Here is a 15,581-nt window from a genome sequence, read left to right as displayed (position 1 = left end):
GAGGCAGGCAACGCCTTGCAGGACTGCCAGCAGGTCATCGTCGGTCATGTCGTCTCCGTCCTCGGATCGGAGGCGCGTGGCCCAGCGGCCTGCGAGCTCTTCGAGTTCGGCGGAGCTCGCGTTGGCCAGTGATCGGGTCAGTCACTTCGGCAGAGCGAACAACTCAACGCCATCGTTCAAGGGGCCGGTGACCCACTCTGGCCACGCCCACCCAAGGAGCTGATCAACCGGTGGGGCCTCGGCCGAAGGCTTCTGGAAGTACATGTCCCACTCGGTGATGGCGCTGTCCGGTTCAATGAAACGGCAGGTCACAGACTCAAAGGCCACCAGGTCCCCGCAGGCGCGTCGCAGCAGCGGTCTCGTCGTCGGCGGCGAGGAAGAACACTATGTCGTGGGCCATCTGAGCATGATGGCAGCCCGCTGAGCTGACACGGGTGACGGCCATCGAGGCCATGCGACATCTGTCTCGACCAGTCACATGCAGCTGAAAACCCGCTCTGGCCCCCGGCTTCTGTCAGTGGCCTCTGTCAGGATGCCCCGGTCAACATCGTGATCAGGAGAGACCATGGGCACTTGGGACGTCGGCGCCTTCGACAACGACACCGCGGCGGACTTTGGTGGTGATCTTGATGAGGTAGCTCCAAGATCCGCCGTCGAGATACCACCGAAGCCATCATCGGCGCGATCACCGGCCCTGACCCGCCCTCAGCTCCTCATCCTCGGCCGCCACGACCAGGCCGGGCGGCTGCGCACGGTCGGCCGCACGACCACGCTGCGCCCGGACGCGGCCTGCGAGGTCGCGGAGCACCTGGCCGCCGCCGGCCCCGGCCACCCGTGGGAGGGCGTGCGGTTCGCCGCGTCCTGTGGCTCCCGCGATGTCCTGGACGCGACCCTGGTCCGCCCGGATCTGGTGGCGGAGATCAGCGCTGACCGGGCTGTCGACCGGGGCGGGGTGTGGTGTCACGCGCTGCGCTTCAAGCGGCTGCGCCGTCCGATGGTTGGCTGACCCTTGTTCGGGTGGCGTTGTGGGCGGCCCGCCTCCTGTGCTGCTGGGAAGGCGGGCCGCGGTGACAGGACTAGCGCCCGTCCGCAGCCGGCGGCGGGTATGGGCCGCCGTTGGGGGGCGACGGCGGGTACGGGTCGCCGCTTGGGGGCGGCGGGAGGTATGCGTGCGACGGCGGAGGCGGCAGTGGCGGTGGCGACGACGGTGGGGGCGTCTGGTTGTCGTCGGGCCGGGTTGGCGGATAGTCGCAGACGATGCCGCCGACGGTCGGGCGGGCCGCGGTGCCGGGGCCGCAGTCCCGGTAGACCCACCGTCCGTGGTCGCAGGTGAGGAATCCTGTGCCGGAGACTCTCATCTCGCCCTCCACTGCGCAGTCACCGACAATATCGCTCGGCGGTGGCGTGAAGTTTGGTGAGGGCGCGGGGGATGGCGGCGGTGGGTCTGCCGTGGCGGCCGGGGTGCCGAGGCCGAGCAGGGCCGTGGCGGCCAGGCCGAGCAGGGGGAGATGGGCGGGTCGCACAGGAACCTCGTGTTCGTCGGGTGAGGGGGGATTCCCGGCTGGTAACTGGAAGGCAGAGCCTATGGTTACCGCTCCCTCGATCGGGGTGGGCCGGAAGGACGGCCCGGGTTTCGGAAGCTGATGGCCTTGGGGTGGCCCGGCTGAGGCGCAGCAACGGGCGAGCGGGGACACGGTGGCTTCGTGCTGTAGGTCTTGACCGCGGCGAGGTGGCTGACCGGCAGGAACGGCCGTAGCCGGCCGTTCCCACTCGGCATCACTCAGATCACCCCGCCCCATGTCCGCGTCAACGCCCGGAGATGGAGCAGTCACAGGACCGCCTGGACAGCTGAATGCGGCTGAGAACGCTTAGAGGGCGTTTCATCCCATTGTTTTATCCCGGATTACCGGGTTGATCCTGTTTCATGCTCCGCGCCATGTGGGGGTGGATTCGTGGGTGAGTCTGCGGGTCATGAGGTTGATCATCGCGAGGTGGATCATGGCTTCGGAGCGGTGGGAGTGGGCTTCGTAGTCGCGGGCGAGGCGGCGGTGGTTCATGAGCCACCCCAGCGTCCTCTCCACGGTCCAGCGTCGCGGTAGGACGGCAAATCCCCTGGTGGTGGGGTCGCGGCGGACGATGTGCATGTCGATGCCGAGGGTGGCGGTGTGTTCGACGAGGTATTGGCGGTAGCCGCCGTCGACCCAGGTCTTGCGGACGGTCGGATACTCGGCGGCGATCCGGTCGATGAGGGTCTGGCCGGCGATGGAGTCCTGCACGCTGGCGGCGGTGACCAGGACGGTGAGGAGGCGTCCGACGGTGTCGATGACGATGCTCCGCTTGCGTCCGACGATCTTCTTTCCTGCGTTGATGCCCTGCTCGCGGGCGGGGACGTTGGTGGAGGTTTTGATGCTCTGTGAGTCGATGACACATGCGGTCGGTTCCTCCTCCCGGCCTTCCTGTCAGCGGGCGAAGTAGGCGTAGACGGTGTTCCAGTGCGGGTAGTCGTGCGGGAGGTAGCGCCAGGGAATCCCCGTCCGGTTCACGTACAAGACGGCGTCGAGCAGACTTCGTAGGTCGTGGTCGGGCGGTCGGCCGATGTCCAGACCGCGGCCGCGGCGCTCGGATCTCCAGGCGTTCAGGACCGGCTCGACGAGCTTCCATCGGGCATCAGAGAGGTCACTCGGATAGCGGCGACGTTCAGGCATGCTCTGGAACTACCCGTGTGACCCAGGCGCGCGGACCGGCGCCCGAAGCAGACGGCGCGAAGCCCGGCGTCTTGGGACCAAACGGGAGCAGCCTGACCAAGACACCCGCCTGACCACCACTCCCACACCACCAACCACACCAGTCCCAACAGCCCCAGCCAACTGCGGCTCAATATGCCTACAAACCAGCTAAATCAAGAACTAAACGCCCTCTTAGCTTGACGTTTAACGTCCGGCGTCGAACGGCGTCTCGAACTTGACCCGGGTTTGTACAGTTCACTGGATACGTGGGCGGTCTTCGCGCGATTGTGTGCCGTATCGAATCAGGCATGTGACCAGCACGAAGGCCGTGGACATGAGTCTGCTCCTCCAGGTGCCCAAGCGAATGCGCTCGCTGACCTGTCACGCTTCCGGGCCGACTTCTACTTATGTCTGACCACTCGCGGCGACGAACTGTTCGAGCTCACGGATGCGGTCCTGTGCGCCGATGGGCCGGTTCGGACTCTGGTCGATCTCGCGCTCGCACCCGAACACCGCCGTGGCCACGGCGCCCTCTATGCCGGGCTCAATCGGGGCCGGATCGACATCGACCGCCTTCGCAGGACACTGGTTGGCCTGCCACTGCCGAGGGCCACGGATGGGCGGCTGGTCCTGGCCGCGGATGTCAGCCCGTGGCTGCGGCCGGACGCGAATACTTCACCAGACCGCTCGTTCTGCCATACCTACGGCCGCGGCAAGAACGAGCACCGGATGATCCCGGGCTGGCCGTACTCGATCGTCGCGGCGCTGGAGGTAGGCCGCACCTCCTGGACCGCGCTGTTAGACGCGGTCCGCCTGGAGCCGGGTGCCGATGTCGCGGCCGTCACCGCCACCCAGGTCCGCGACGTCGTCGAGCGTCTGGTGACAGCCGGGCAGTGGAAGCCGGGTGACCTTGACATCCTCCTCGTACTGGACGCGGGTTACGACGTCCAACGGCTGTCGTTCCTGCTGGAGGATCTGCCGTTGGAACTGCTGGGCAGGCTGAGGTCGGACAGAGTGATGCGTCGTCCGACCCCGCCGAGGGTCTACGACCCCAAGGGCGGCCGGCCGCCCAAGCATGGCGGCGAGTTTGTCTTCGGCCAGCCTGACACCTGGGGCGAGCCGGACGTCCGGACAGCCACGGTCACCGAGCGGTACGGCACAGCGGTGGCTACCGCGTTCGACCGTCTCCACCCGAGACTGACCCGGCGTGCGGCCTGGCTCAGCCACGGAGCCGAACTGCCGATCATTGAGGGCACCGTGATCCGCCTGAAGGTTGATCGGCTACCCACGGGCGGCGAGCCCAAGCCGGTCTGGCTGTGGTGGTCCGGCACCGACGCGAGCCCGGTGGATGTCGACCGGCTCTGGCACGCTTTCCTTCGCCGCTTCGACTTGGAGCACACCTTCCGCCTTCTCAAGCAGACGCTCGGCTGAACCCGTCCGAAACTCCGTCTCCCCGAGGCAGCGGATCGCTGGACCTGGCTGATCATCGCCGTCCACGCCCAACTTCGGCTCGCCCGACCTCTCACTGCCGACCTGCGGCGGCCCTGGGAGAGACCCGCCGCACCGAACAAGCTCACTCCCGCCCGAGTCCGGCGCGGGTTCAGGAACCTCCGCGCGAAGTGCCCTCAGCCAGCCGGTGCACCAAAACCTGCCAGGCCAGGCCCCGGGCGCCCGCTCGGATCCAAGAACGGCATTCGCGCTGTCGTTCACGACGTCGGACGCGTCCTCAAAACCGGTGAACCGTACTCGCGCCCCAGCCACCACAAGCAGGGCACCAAACCCAGACGCATCACGTCTTAGGCAACCTCATCTCACTCCAGTGTGATGACGACGTACGGTCCAGACATGGACATAGTCAGCGGCGTTGTCAGCATCGAGTACTCGCACTTTTACATCAACGAGCACATCGAGACCGTGTTGGAGGGTGTCGACCAGACACCTGACTTCCGTACCGACGAGCCTGTGATCGTCACCCCCGGCCAGCTCACGATCGTCAGCTGCGTCCAGTCCCATGACGCCTGGGTGACCCTCATGCTCACCGAGGCCGAGCCCGTCCAACAGTCCAAGCATTGGCAGTTACTCGGCACGCGGCCCTACCTGCCGATTTCAGGCGGGCGGATGAGCATGTACGGCCCCACCACCGGCTCTGCCGCACCAGCTGCGGGCTGGCTTACAGGTAGCCAGGGACATGTCCCAGCCTTGCAGCTCGACCCGACCACGATCTACACCGTCCACGTCTACGCCAAGGGCCGCCAAGACTCCCGAGCCAGACACGAAGCCGCCATGTCCCGCGAGGAATGGGGTCTACACGAAGGGTTCGAGGACTACGTGGCCGCATTCATCCCCACCGGACAGCAGGTCAGGCCCCGGCACTCGGGTTAAACGACAAGCTACGGTCATGGGCTGCGGGTCGCGGAATGGGCGAGCGTGGCCATCCCCGAACTGCCGATCTACGACCGGAAGCGGGCCTACTACACGTTGGAGCTGGCCGAGGCCTGCGCCAAGGGTGGGTACGGGCACAAGTACTGGATGCCGCGCTCGGTCCTGAAAGGGGTGCTGGCCTACCGGGAGGGCGCGCGGTCCGCCGCGGTCCGCCGCGCCCAGGTGGCAGGCCGCTACGAGCGGGTGCCCGGTCTGCGGGTCGTGCTGGCCACGCACGGCACCGACGCGGTGACGCTGGAGGGCACCCGGGGCGGCGCCAAGCGCATGGCCTGGAACGACGTGGGTCCACGAACGCGCCTGCGCCTGTTCCACCGCACTCCGCAGGGCCTGGAGCCGGTGGCCTTGTGGTTGAACGAGGACCGGCCTGCCGCGCGACGGGCGGGGTTGGGAGCACACTTTCGACGCCGCGAACGAGAGGATCAAGCTGCTGGGGCTGGAGCACTTCAGCTGCACCGCCCATATGCTCCGTCACTCGCTCGCATTGAAGTGGTACTCGGTTGGCAAGCTGGTGCAGGCCGCCCGGTTCGGGCACATGACCGAGTCCGAGCGGGCTGACTTCCGCGAGCAGTTCGGGGATGTCTGGCACCTGGTCCAGACGATGCTCGGTCATCGGAGCGTGGACACGACGAAGAGCGTCTATCTGGAGCCCTTTTTGACGTTGGACGTCGAGGCGTTCCTGGCCCATGCGGCGGGATTCCCGGTGGCTGCGTTCATGGCCGACGTGTTCACCGGCCATCCGCGGGTGCTCACCGATCCGCTGGCAGTCGCACGGTGAGCGGGCGGGGACGGCGCGCGTCGCTGCCGGGGGCCGGCCCCCGGACAGGTCATGGCCTTCTGCCGGCTGAGGACGGCCGGGTGGTGGTGCGGTGCTTCAGCCAGGACGGGGAGGAGTGCAAGGACTATGACTTCTCCTCCCTGACCATGGCGGCCGGCCTGCGCGATGCGCTGGTGGCCGCCTTCGTCAAGCGCACGGCCCCCGGCGCCGGATTGACGTCGCTGGAGTCGATGAACAAATCCCGTCGCGCGGTGTTCTTGTTCGACCGGTACGTGTCCACGCTCTCCTGGCCGCCGACGGCGATGGTGCACGTGATGCCAGAGCACATTGACGGCATGCTGAAGCACCGCGCGCATGTGGCCCGCAGCGGCCAGGAGGTGGCCGAGTTCGTCAGGGTGCTGGCCCGGGCCGAGGGGGTGGGCGAACGCCTCGCCGGTCGGATGGAAGTGCCCTTCGCGCCGCGGCCGGACATGGAACCCAAGGCGAGCTACAGCCGGGCGGAGTTCAAGCGGATCGCGGAGGCTGCCCGCAAGGACCTGCGCGTCGCTGCGGCCCGCATCCGGGCCAACCGCGAGACGCTGCGGCAGATCCGTGCCGGCGAGATCACCAGCTGCGGGGACATCCGGGTGCAGGAGCGGTGGAGGCTCCTGGACTCCGTAGACCGGCTCGGCGATGTCCCCCGCACGGTCCGGGTTTCGGGTCCTGGCAAGGAAAACTTGTCCCAGCAGCGATGGATCACTCGCCACGGCACGGTCAAGGAGATCATCTGCTGGCTGCATCTGTCGTCGGACGAGGTCGCGGCCGCGGCGGTGCTGCTGGGGGTGCTGACCGGCGAGAACCCCGAGGTGATCTTGAAGACGCCGGCCACCCACCACCGGGCCGACGGCTATAGCGGAGCAGCCGGGACGGCGATCGTGAGCCTGCGCAAGCTTCGGCGGGGCCGACGTGCCTACATGGACCTGGCGCTGACGGAGGTCCCGGACTGGATCAGTATCCCGGACCAGCCCGACGAGGTCTCGGCTAAGGACGAGTTGCACACCGCTTTCGGCCTCTACGTGCTGCTGCACGAGCTGACGGCCCGCTCACGGACGCTGGTCGGCGGTCCTCGCCTGCTGGTCGGCTATTCCCAGTCAGGTGGTTGCGGCCAGGGCCGCGGACTGCGACCGATCCCTGCCAGCGGACCGCAGGTCGGGCGCCGGAGCAAGGCATGGGGACTGACGGCCGATGCCGCAGACGACGAGGACCAACCGGTGCCGTTGGTGGTCCGGCTGGATCTGCTGCGGCTGACCTTCATCGAACTGCACCAGCGGCCGGTCGCCCACTCCGAGCAGACCATGCGGACCTACCTGGTCCGCAACCGGGGCAACGTCAAGGAGTACCGAAAGGTGGTCGCTGACACGCTGGCCTCGGAAGTGGCCCATGCGCGCGCCCGGGGCGCGGTCGCGGTGATGTCGGCGGCCGACGTCGAGCGGGCCCGCACCGCCCCGGAGGCGGTCGCGGCCGAGCAGGGCTTGGACGTCCCGACCTTGACCCGCATGATCGCAGGCCGGCTGGACACCGTCGTGGCGGCCTGCAGCGACCACACCGGCGGCACCCACGGGCAGGTCGGCCAGCCCTGCCCGGCATCGTTCCTCGTATGTCTGGGATGCGAGTGCGCCCGCGCTCTGCCACGGCATCTGCCGGTCCAGGTGCTGCTGCACGACCGACTGGAGGAACGGCGCGAGCAGATGGGCGCCCTCACCTGGGCCGAGCGGTTCGCGGGCCCGCACGCCCAGCTCGCCGACATCATGAACGAGCACGGCGAAGCCGCGGTCCACGACGCACGTCACGACCTCACCGACGGAGACCAGGCTCTGGTCGGGCGGCTGTTGAACCGGGAGTTGGATCTGCGATGAGCACGCCACTGCCCCTGAACGCCTGGGGCGAAGTCCCGCCCGGAACCCACTGGCCCGGACCGCAAACCCTGGTGCTGTTCAACCGTGAACTGAGGCCGGGCACTGACCTGGCCCGACTGTCGCGGTTCGGCGAGGACCGTTGGGACCTCAATCCGGGGATCTTCGAAGAGCACGCCAACTCCGACTGCGTGAACTTCGGGCTGGTCCCGGCCCCGTTGCGGTCGGCGGCCAAGCACTATGTCTGGCAGCTGCTGAACCATCCCCAGCCCAGATCGGTACGCCGTGCGCCCGGCGTCCGGATCGCGGTCACCACCGTCGCAGGGGTTTTCACCGGCGCCATGCAGTTCGTGTTCACCTGGTTCACGACACAGGGGGTGACGACGTTCTCGCAGGTCACACCTCAAATGCTGGATGACTACCTCGACTATCTCGAGGACGAGGAAGTCTCACTCCACCAGCGCTACGCGTTCCTGCGCGAAATCCGTAGGCTCTGGGCCAACCGTGACCTCTTGCCCGCCGAGATGCGGCTGCCGCCGGCACCGCCCTGGGACGGCGAGGCCAGCCAGGATCTGCTGGGCCGCTCCGTCAAGGGCCGGGTGAACCTGACCCGCCGGATCGGCGAGCAGACCATGCAGCTGCTGTTGCTCTGGTCGATCCGGTTCATCGAGGACTTCGCCGAGGACATCGTGGCCGCCAATGTCGAGTACCTAGACCTGCGTAGTCGCCGGCCGGATTCCCCTCTCGTGGCGGATCGCCTACGGCAACCCGGCCTGCGGCGCCGGAGGGGAGAGTTGCGGGCGCAGGTCTCCGCACACCTCGAGGGCCTGCGGGAACGGGGCGAATCACTGCCAGGCATCCGGGACGAAGACGGGACTCTGCAGATCCGGTGGTCCTACCTGGCCATGCAGCTGGAGACCCGCTCGGCGATCCAGCACACGCCGGTCGGAGAGATAGTGCGGGAATCTGGCCTGCCGATCTCCGAGGGTCTCGTGCTCAGTACGCCGATCACGGGCCTGCTGGACTCGAAGCCGTGGCGGCGGCAGATCACCTTCGACGAGTCCCCGGCCCTGACCCGGCATCTGGCCACGGCTGGCTTCGTGGTCGTGTCCTACCTCTCGGGCGCCCGAATGGGAGAGGTGCTCAATCTGCGGCGCGGCTGCGTCCACCGTGACAAGGACACTGGTCTGTGGCTGATGGAAGGACTGTATTTCAAGGGCGCCAAGGACAAGGACGGCAACAAGATCCCCGAGGGGATGATCCGCCCCGACCCGTGGGTCGTCATCGAGGTCGTCGCCCGCGCCGTCGCGGTGATGGAACGGCTCCACGACAGCCCTCTGCTGTTCCCCAAGCACATCAAGCCCTACCTGATGCGGGCAGCATCCTGGAAGCGGCAGGGCGGCGCGCGCACCAGCACGCCGATCGGCGACGACCTGGCCGGGTTCACAGCCTGGGTCAACACCGAGTGCCAGGTGCTGGGCCGCACCGACCTGATCCCGGACGACGGCCGCGGACGGCTGACCGCCAGTCGGTTCCGGCGCACCTTGGCCTGGTTCATTCGCCGCAGACCACGAGGGCTGGTCGCGGCCACGGTGCAGTATGGCCATGCCCATACACGAATGCTGGAAGGCTACGCGGGTTCCTACGAATCCGGATTTCCCGACGAATACGCATTCGAGGACTGGCTCTTTCGGCTCGAGGGCCTGGCCGAGGACGAGAAGGCCCTCGCGGCGGGCGAGCACGTCAGTGGTCCGGCCGCCGACGCCTACCGTTATCGGGTGAACGCGGCAACCCGCGAGTTCGCCGGCCTCGTGCTGACCAGCGACCGGCAGGCCCGCGACCTGGTCGGCAACACCCTCCTGCAGATTCACCACGGTGACGGCATGACCTGTGTCCTGAACCCCGCCACCGCCGCCTGCCAGCTCCGCGGGGCGGTCGACGACCCCATGGTCACCCCCGACACGGACGATTGCCGACCCAAATGCCTGAACCTGTCCCGCACCGACCGCGACATCGAGTACGTCCGGCGGCAGCGGGACGCGCTGGCCGAGATCGTCGCTGACCCCCTCGCCCCGCCCTACCGCCACGAGCGCGAGCGGCACGAACTGGCCCGCCTGAACACCATCATCGACGCCCACGAAGAAGGACGGGACACCCGGTGACCAGCTTCCCGTTCGACAGCGAACCGGACCCCGTCCGCCGGGCCATCCTGGCCGCGATGAACCGGCTGTTCGCCGGCACCCCGCAACGATCCGCAGGGCGGCTGAACGTCTCCCAGCTCGCGGTTGAAGCCGACGTCAAACGCTGGCACCTGACCCACCAGCATTCTGACCTCAAAGACCTGTTCCAAAGCGAAGCCGCCAAAGCCGAGGCGAAACGGGCGACCCACGTCCGAGCCGCGGACGCCTTCGAGGAGCTGAAGAAGAAGCACACCAAGCTTCAGGACCGCTGCCGTGTCCTGGAAGAGCGACTCGCCATCTACGCGACCGCAGTCAGCCTTCTCACGCTGGAGAACACCGCTCTGTCTGGCCGCGAGGAGCAAGCCGCCAAAGTCCGAGCACTACCTCGTCGGCCCCGTATGCCATGAGGACCGCCCTGAGCGAGCGTCTGATCACCACGCGCCTCGATGCCTCAGCAAGCCCATCACACGCACCACAACACTGTTGCACCTAAACTCAGAGCTTTGCCTGCCCTGAGCAGGCACTATGCGGCCGCTGGACTCAGCGAAGGACCGATGGAACTAGCGGCATAACGCTGGACGTGCTGGACAGACCGACGGCCTGACCGATCTCGCGCATCGAGGGCGGATATCCGCGGCTGGTGACGGATTCGGCGATGGCGTCCAAGATGGCCTGCTGGCGTGGTGTCAGTCCGTGGGGCCCTACCCGGATGCCCGGTGGCCGGCCCGGCCGGTGATTTGCGAAAGTCATCTGTGCCCCCTTGCGATCTTGCGTATCAGGACAGTAGCCCCACCCGCCGACAAAATGGAACGCCCTTTCGGTGGCCGCCAGGGACTGCGGCACGATATGTGCAGCCCGCCGACTTCGGTCCGCGCCTGTCCTGCCCGCCATCGCGATCTTGCTGACCCCGACCCTCTAGCCGCCGAAGAGGCCGTCACCCTGCACCGGCAGGGGTCGATACGTGCCGCCTCGGCGCAGAAGGCCCGAGGCGCGGTTCCGCGGACGCGCACGCACGAGACCGCTGTTTCCGCTCACCGGGCCAAACGGCCACGAACACTCGTGACAGGACAGCGGCCGGTGCGAAGGCTGGTCGTGCGGGAACTGGTACGAGGCGCTGTCGCCGCGCCGTGGCGGGTGGCCCTGTCCAGGTGCGCAGCATCGTTCGATGTCACGGTCGGGAGGGCGGGCTCGGCTGACGAAGGGCGTGAAGACGGCTCCGGTCTGTCAGAGGCGTGTCGTACTGTGCATCGAAGGCAGACCGAGAGAGGTCTGATCGGGCATAGGGGGAAATGTGGCGCTCGCCTCGCGTATTCGGGTCTCCCGAAATAGCCGGGGGGAACCGGACTACACCGCACCGGCGGGCGGGATCGCGGTGGGCACCATGTGGGTCGCCCTGGTCGGGACCGCTTACTTCGTGCTGGAGTCCCAGCTCCTGAGCGACCACCGCACGACGGCGTACACCGTCATCAGCGCGGTCACGGTCGCCGCGACGTTCACCGTGTTCTTCGCGGCCAAGGCGGTGTTCCGGCGTTTCGGCGCGCACTGGTGGCACATCGCCCTTGCCACGGCGCTCTTGTGCTGCGCGGGCGCCGCGGCCCCGAAGGCCGCCGCCTACGTTTTCCCCGACCAGATGGCCCGATACCACCGTGAACTCGGAGGGCCGGGCCACTGCCTGCACGCCACCCCGTACGGCAGTGAGCGTGAGTTCCCGAAGTCGTCGCAGATCACCTACGACGAACCGGGCTCGGGACGGATGACCGTCACCCCGATCGACAAGGCGTACCAGCCGCTGGTGCTGGATCACGCTGTCCGGGGCGGCCTTGAGCGGCTTACGGCGGCCGATGCGAAGTCCATCCAGATCCTGAAGTCCTACGGCTGCTGACCCGCCGCGCTGCAACGGGTGACCGCTGTCGGTCGGGCTGCGGCCAGCTCCCACTGCTGAAGGAAGTCGGGGTCGGAGGGGACCGCCTCTGGCAGCGGCAGGCCGTCGGCGGTCAGCTGATCGCGGGTGACCAGATGGGCCGTGGCCTTCGTCGAGTCGCTGGACAGGTGAGAGCAGAACCGCAGCGCGAGTTCCTTGCAGCTCTCGTGCAGCGCGGCCTGGAGCACGGCGCCGGAGGGGGTGGCCAGGACCCAGGCGCGCTCGGACAGGGCAAGACCGCACACCTGGCACCGCCACTCCCGTTGGGCGAGAGCCAGACGCCCGGCATCCATCGCGCGCCACCAGACCTTCGTCGACGTGCACGCGGCCACCCATGGGACCGGCAGACCGTGGTGGACCGGCCGCGGCAGCCCAGCGGCGGTGGGAGCCGCCACCCCGGCCGCCCGCAGCGCACGCCACACCTGCTTCTCCATACCGAACTCCGCGCACTGCCCGTTCCCGCAGACAAAACGCGCACCGACGGGCAGCAGGTCCTCCCCGCATTCCGCACACGGCAGGCCAGGTTCGGGCACGGGGGCATCGGCAGCGGGGAGCTGATCGGTCACGGATTCTCCTTCGGAGGCTGCTGGCCGGTGCCACTGGCGCCCGCGTCCGCCGGATCGGCGTCAGCCTGATCGTAAAGGCCGGTGCGGATCTGCTCGCGGGTAACGGCAAAGTCGAGGGCGTCGTCCTCGCCGGTGAACATGTGCCGGGTGACGGTCTTCTCCAGGGCGCCGAAGAGGCCGGCGCGACGGGTGGAGGTACGGAAGCGCCGCTCCACGCCGAGCAGTGCGCGGACCCCTTCGTACAGGCCCTCGTCGCCGCAGACCTCCCGCAGCACGGCCATCGCGTCGGCGTCGAAGCCGAAGCCGCCGTCCAGGGTGGCCGGGCCGGGGAAGGCTTCACCGGTCTCCTCCTGGTAGATACGGGGAAGGGTGTCCTCGACCTCGTGCTTGACCACCACCCACTCGTGGCGGATCGCGTGCAGCTCCTCCATGCTGATCAGGGTCAGGCCGCGGACGTAGTCGGGCCCATGGGTGCGGATCTGGAGCTGGGCGCGCAGCAGCCGGCGGAGCCAGTCCTCACGGGCGCGGGTGTTTATCAAGATCAACGGCGAGTGGAAGTACCTGTGGCGAGCCGTCGACGCCGACGGCAACGTCCTGGACATCCTCGTGCAGAACCGGCGGGACAAGGCCGCGGCCAGGCGCTTCTTCCGAAGACTCCTCAAGACGACCGGTTCGGTGCCCCGGGTGATCATCACCGACAAGCTCCGCTCCTACGGCGCAGCCCACCGGGAGGTCATGTCGTCGGTGGAGCAGCGTTCCCACAAGGGGATCAACAACCGGGCGGAGAACTCCCACCAGCCCACCAGACAGCGTGAACGCGCGATGAAAGGATTCCGCAGCCCCGGCGGGGCGCAACGCTTCATGGCCGCGTTCTCCGGGATCTCACCCCACTTCCGGCCCCATCGGCATCTGATGACCGCCGGCCACTACCGCTTCGAGATGACCATCCGCTTCACCATCTGGAACCACATCACCGCCGCCACCGGCATGCCCGCCATCGCCTGAACACCGGGCCACGCCCGCCTCCGGCATGCCCTCAGGCGATCACACCCCCGACAACGTGACAGCACCCCGCCTACCTCTCGGGCAGGACTGAGCCGAGCGGTCGCTCATCGGCAGCAGACGCAGCACCAGGAACGCGTTTGTCACACTCAGACAGGAAAGTCGCAGCAGCACGGTTGATCATCATGCCGGGGTGATGCCGGTCTCGCCAGAGCGCCGACCCGACAACGCGGTCGGCATCCGGTGAGTCACCGTTCACCAGCTCTCAGCAGGGCGGGTGAGGTCATCGACAAGGGCGGGGTCACGTTCGAAGCCGCCACCCCGCGACTGTGCGTCAGATGCCGCGCTGCCAGCCGGTTGCCACGGCGTCGAGCGGGACCCGGGCCGGCTACGCCTTGCGGCCGACCTCCTTCTCCTCCGGCTTCGCCTCGACCGGGGCGGCCGGCGCGATCACGTCAGCCAGCTGAGTCCTCAGCAGCCAGTAGCCAACGGCGGCCGCCGCACCGACCACCGCGCACCCGGCCCAGAGGGCATCGGCGCCGAAGCTGTCGATGAGGAACCCGCCGAGTAGCGGTCCCGCAAAGGTCGCGCCGGACCACGACAGCGAGTAGACGCCCTGGTAGCGCCCGCGAGCGGTGGGCGGGGAGAGCGCGGCGGCGAGCGCCATGCTGGTGGGGTTGTGCATGATCTCGCCGAGGGTCCAGATGCACACGGTCACGATGTAGATGGGGACCGAGTGGGCGAGGCCGGTGAGTCCGAAGCCGAAGCCGGTGAGCAGGGACGCCACGATCAGGACCGTGATGGGTTTGACGTGCCGCAGTCCCCTGTTCACGGGGATCTGGCCGAGGACGACCACCAGTCCGTTCATGGCGATGACGAAGCCGTAGTCCGCGCTGGAGAAGCCCTCCTTTCCCATGGTGACGGGCAGCGAGGTGGTGTATTGCATGAGAACCATCGCGAAGAGGAAGGACAGGCCCACGACCGCCATGAACTTGGTGTCGCGGAGCACGGTGCCGAGGCCGATGGCGGGACTGCCGGCCGAGTCCGCCGTCGCGGCGTCGAGCGTGCCGCCGGTCTTGTCGGCCACGATCTCCGGCCTGGTCTCGGGAACCTTGAAGAAGATCACAACTGCGCATACCAGCACGGACACCGCATTGCAGAGGAACAGCAGCACATAACCGCGCTCGGCGATCAGTCCGGCCGCGGCCGACGCCACACCGAAGCCGATGTTGACGGCCCAGTAGTTGAGCGAGAACGCGCGGACCCGGTCTTCCTGCGGCACGAGGTCGGCGATGATGGCCTGGATGCAGGGCCTCGCCGCGTTGGCGGCGACCCCGAGCACGCAGACCAGCACCGCGATGACCGCGGGCTCCCGCACGAAGCCGAGTATCGCCATCACCACGGCTGTCGCGAGCTGGGAGACCAGCAGTGTGGGACGTCGGCCGACCCGGTCCGCCAGCACACCTCCCAGCACCGAGGCGACCGCTCCGCCGGCCCCGTACAAAGCGGCGACCAGGCCCGCGAAGCTCGCCGAGAGACCGCGGTCCGCAGTCAGGTAGAGCGCCATGAAGGTGGTGACGAAGCCACCGAGTCGGTTGATCAGCGTGCTCGTCCACAGCCACCAGAACTGGCTCGGAAGACCGGACACCGCACCCTTCACGGCTCGTGACACGGATGTCGGGCTGGGCAGGGCGAACACAAAACCCCCTCGGTGGTGCTGCATGGTCACCGAGAAGTGTAAGCAGTGATCACCGCTGCTGTATATTACTCCCGCAGCCGGCCGGCGAGGCGGCGAACGCGACAAATGAACCATCAGGCACGGCAGCCGTAGTCGTGACCTTTCGTGCCGGTGCGGGGCGGGGGTGGATACGCCTGAATGGAGACAATCACCGTGAAAGCGTTGGTTTGTGACGAATCATCAGTCTGCGACGGTTGCCACGTCGACGACAGCGCCTAATGGGAGCTGCGGAACCGGGGAATGCTTGGTTCCGTAGCCGCCAGCAGGTGAGCACTTTCGACGCCGGAAGCATCGACTTCTGAGGTCAGACCGTGCCCCTGCTGGTCGGCCGGGAGGCCA

The 15,581-nt window shown here is 67.8% G+C and carries 11 protein-coding genes and 4 pseudogenes; 10 read left to right on the top strand and 5 right to left on the bottom strand.

Annotation, left to right across the window (positions count from 1 at the left end; all coding sequences use genetic code 11):
- The first annotated feature begins 565 nt into the window (after nucleotides 1-565).
- Nucleotides 566-1,006, top strand: a complete 441-nt coding sequence (locus OTB20_RS17120) for a DUF4259 domain-containing protein (RefSeq protein WP_267818455.1) — start codon at nucleotides 566-568, stop codon at nucleotides 1,004-1,006.
- A gap of 916 nt (nucleotides 1,007-1,922) precedes the next feature.
- Here the strand turns inward: OTB20_RS17120 and OTB20_RS17115 are convergent.
- Nucleotides 1,923-2,705, bottom strand: a pseudogene (locus tag OTB20_RS17115) (IS5 family transposase).
- A gap of 399 nt (nucleotides 2,706-3,104) precedes the next feature.
- On the opposite strand from OTB20_RS17115, the pseudogene OTB20_RS17110 reads away from it, so the two are divergent.
- From OTB20_RS17110 to OTB20_RS17080, 7 genes and pseudogenes are all read left to right on the top strand, one after another.
- Nucleotides 3,105-4,526 (top strand): annotated as a pseudogene (locus tag OTB20_RS17110) (NF041680 family putative transposase).
- Between the two features lie 45 nt (nucleotides 4,527-4,571).
- On the top strand, nucleotides 4,572-5,108 hold the full coding sequence (locus tag OTB20_RS17105; RefSeq protein ID WP_267818453.1) for a hypothetical protein: 537 nt from the start codon (nucleotides 4,572-4,574) through the stop codon (nucleotides 5,106-5,108).
- Between the two features lie 45 nt (nucleotides 5,109-5,153).
- On the top strand, nucleotides 5,154-5,723 hold the full coding sequence (locus OTB20_RS17100) for a hypothetical protein (RefSeq protein WP_267818451.1): 570 nt from the start codon (nucleotides 5,154-5,156) through the stop codon (nucleotides 5,721-5,723).
- Nucleotides 5,701-5,943, top strand: a complete 243-nt coding sequence (locus tag OTB20_RS17095) for a hypothetical protein (RefSeq protein WP_267818449.1) — start codon at nucleotides 5,701-5,703, stop codon at nucleotides 5,941-5,943. The genes OTB20_RS17100 and OTB20_RS17095 overlap by 23 nt, the downstream gene beginning before the upstream one ends.
- An 80-nt stretch (nucleotides 5,944-6,023) precedes the next feature.
- Nucleotides 6,024-7,838, top strand: a complete 1,815-nt coding sequence (locus tag OTB20_RS17090; RefSeq protein ID WP_267818447.1) for a hypothetical protein — start codon at nucleotides 6,024-6,026, stop codon at nucleotides 7,836-7,838.
- Nucleotides 7,835-9,997: a hypothetical protein gene (locus OTB20_RS17085; protein ID WP_267818445.1), complete on the top strand. Its 2,163-nt coding sequence runs from the start codon at nucleotides 7,835-7,837 to the stop codon at nucleotides 9,995-9,997. The genes OTB20_RS17090 and OTB20_RS17085 overlap by 4 nt, the downstream gene beginning before the upstream one ends.
- Nucleotides 9,994-10,422, top strand: coding sequence for a hypothetical protein (locus OTB20_RS17080; RefSeq protein WP_267818443.1), 429 nt, complete (start codon nucleotides 9,994-9,996; stop codon nucleotides 10,420-10,422). Before OTB20_RS17085 ends, OTB20_RS17080 begins: the two co-directional genes overlap by 4 nt.
- Before the next feature lie 163 nt (nucleotides 10,423-10,585).
- Here the strand turns inward: OTB20_RS17080 and OTB20_RS17075 are convergent.
- Nucleotides 10,586-10,765: pseudogene (locus tag OTB20_RS17075) on the bottom strand (repressor LexA); the annotation flags it as partial.
- A 541-nt stretch (nucleotides 10,766-11,306) separates the two neighbouring features.
- Here OTB20_RS17075 and OTB20_RS17070 point away from each other — a divergent pair.
- Complete coding sequence (locus OTB20_RS17070) at nucleotides 11,307-11,897, top strand: hypothetical protein (RefSeq protein ID WP_267818442.1); 591 nt, start codon at nucleotides 11,307-11,309, stop codon at nucleotides 11,895-11,897.
- Here OTB20_RS17070 and OTB20_RS17065 read toward each other — a convergent pair.
- Nucleotides 11,885-12,502 carry a hypothetical protein gene (locus OTB20_RS17065; RefSeq protein WP_267818441.1) on the bottom strand — a complete coding sequence of 206 codons (618 nt, stop codon included), beginning with the start codon at nucleotides 12,500-12,502 and terminating at the stop codon, nucleotides 11,885-11,887. The two genes, OTB20_RS17070 and OTB20_RS17065, sit on opposite strands and share 13 nt — an antisense overlap.
- Nucleotides 12,499-13,041: a hypothetical protein gene (locus OTB20_RS17060; RefSeq protein WP_267818440.1), complete on the bottom strand. Its 543-nt coding sequence runs from the start codon at nucleotides 13,039-13,041 to the stop codon at nucleotides 12,499-12,501. The genes OTB20_RS17065 and OTB20_RS17060 overlap by 4 nt, the downstream gene beginning before the upstream one ends.
- Between OTB20_RS17060 and OTB20_RS17055 the strand changes: the two are divergent.
- Nucleotides 13,031-13,507 (top strand): annotated as a pseudogene (locus OTB20_RS17055) (IS6 family transposase); the annotation flags it as partial. The gene OTB20_RS17060 and the pseudogene OTB20_RS17055 overlap by 11 nt on opposite strands.
- Before the next feature lie 385 nt (nucleotides 13,508-13,892).
- On the opposite strand, the gene OTB20_RS17050 reads toward OTB20_RS17055, so the two are convergent.
- A complete protein-coding gene (locus tag OTB20_RS17050) occupies nucleotides 13,893-15,152 on the bottom strand; it encodes an MDR family MFS transporter (protein WP_267818438.1) in 1,260 nt (419 codons plus the stop codon).
- Between the last annotated feature and the right edge of the window lie 429 nt (nucleotides 15,153-15,581).

Origin of the sequence: Streptomyces sp. H27-H1, assembly GCF_026627445.1 — a bacterium.
GTDB lineage: Bacteria > Actinomycetota > Actinomycetes > Streptomycetales > Streptomycetaceae > Streptomyces.
The sequence above is the reverse complement of the archived record's forward strand: the minus strand, read 5'-3'. Positions and strand labels throughout refer to the sequence as shown.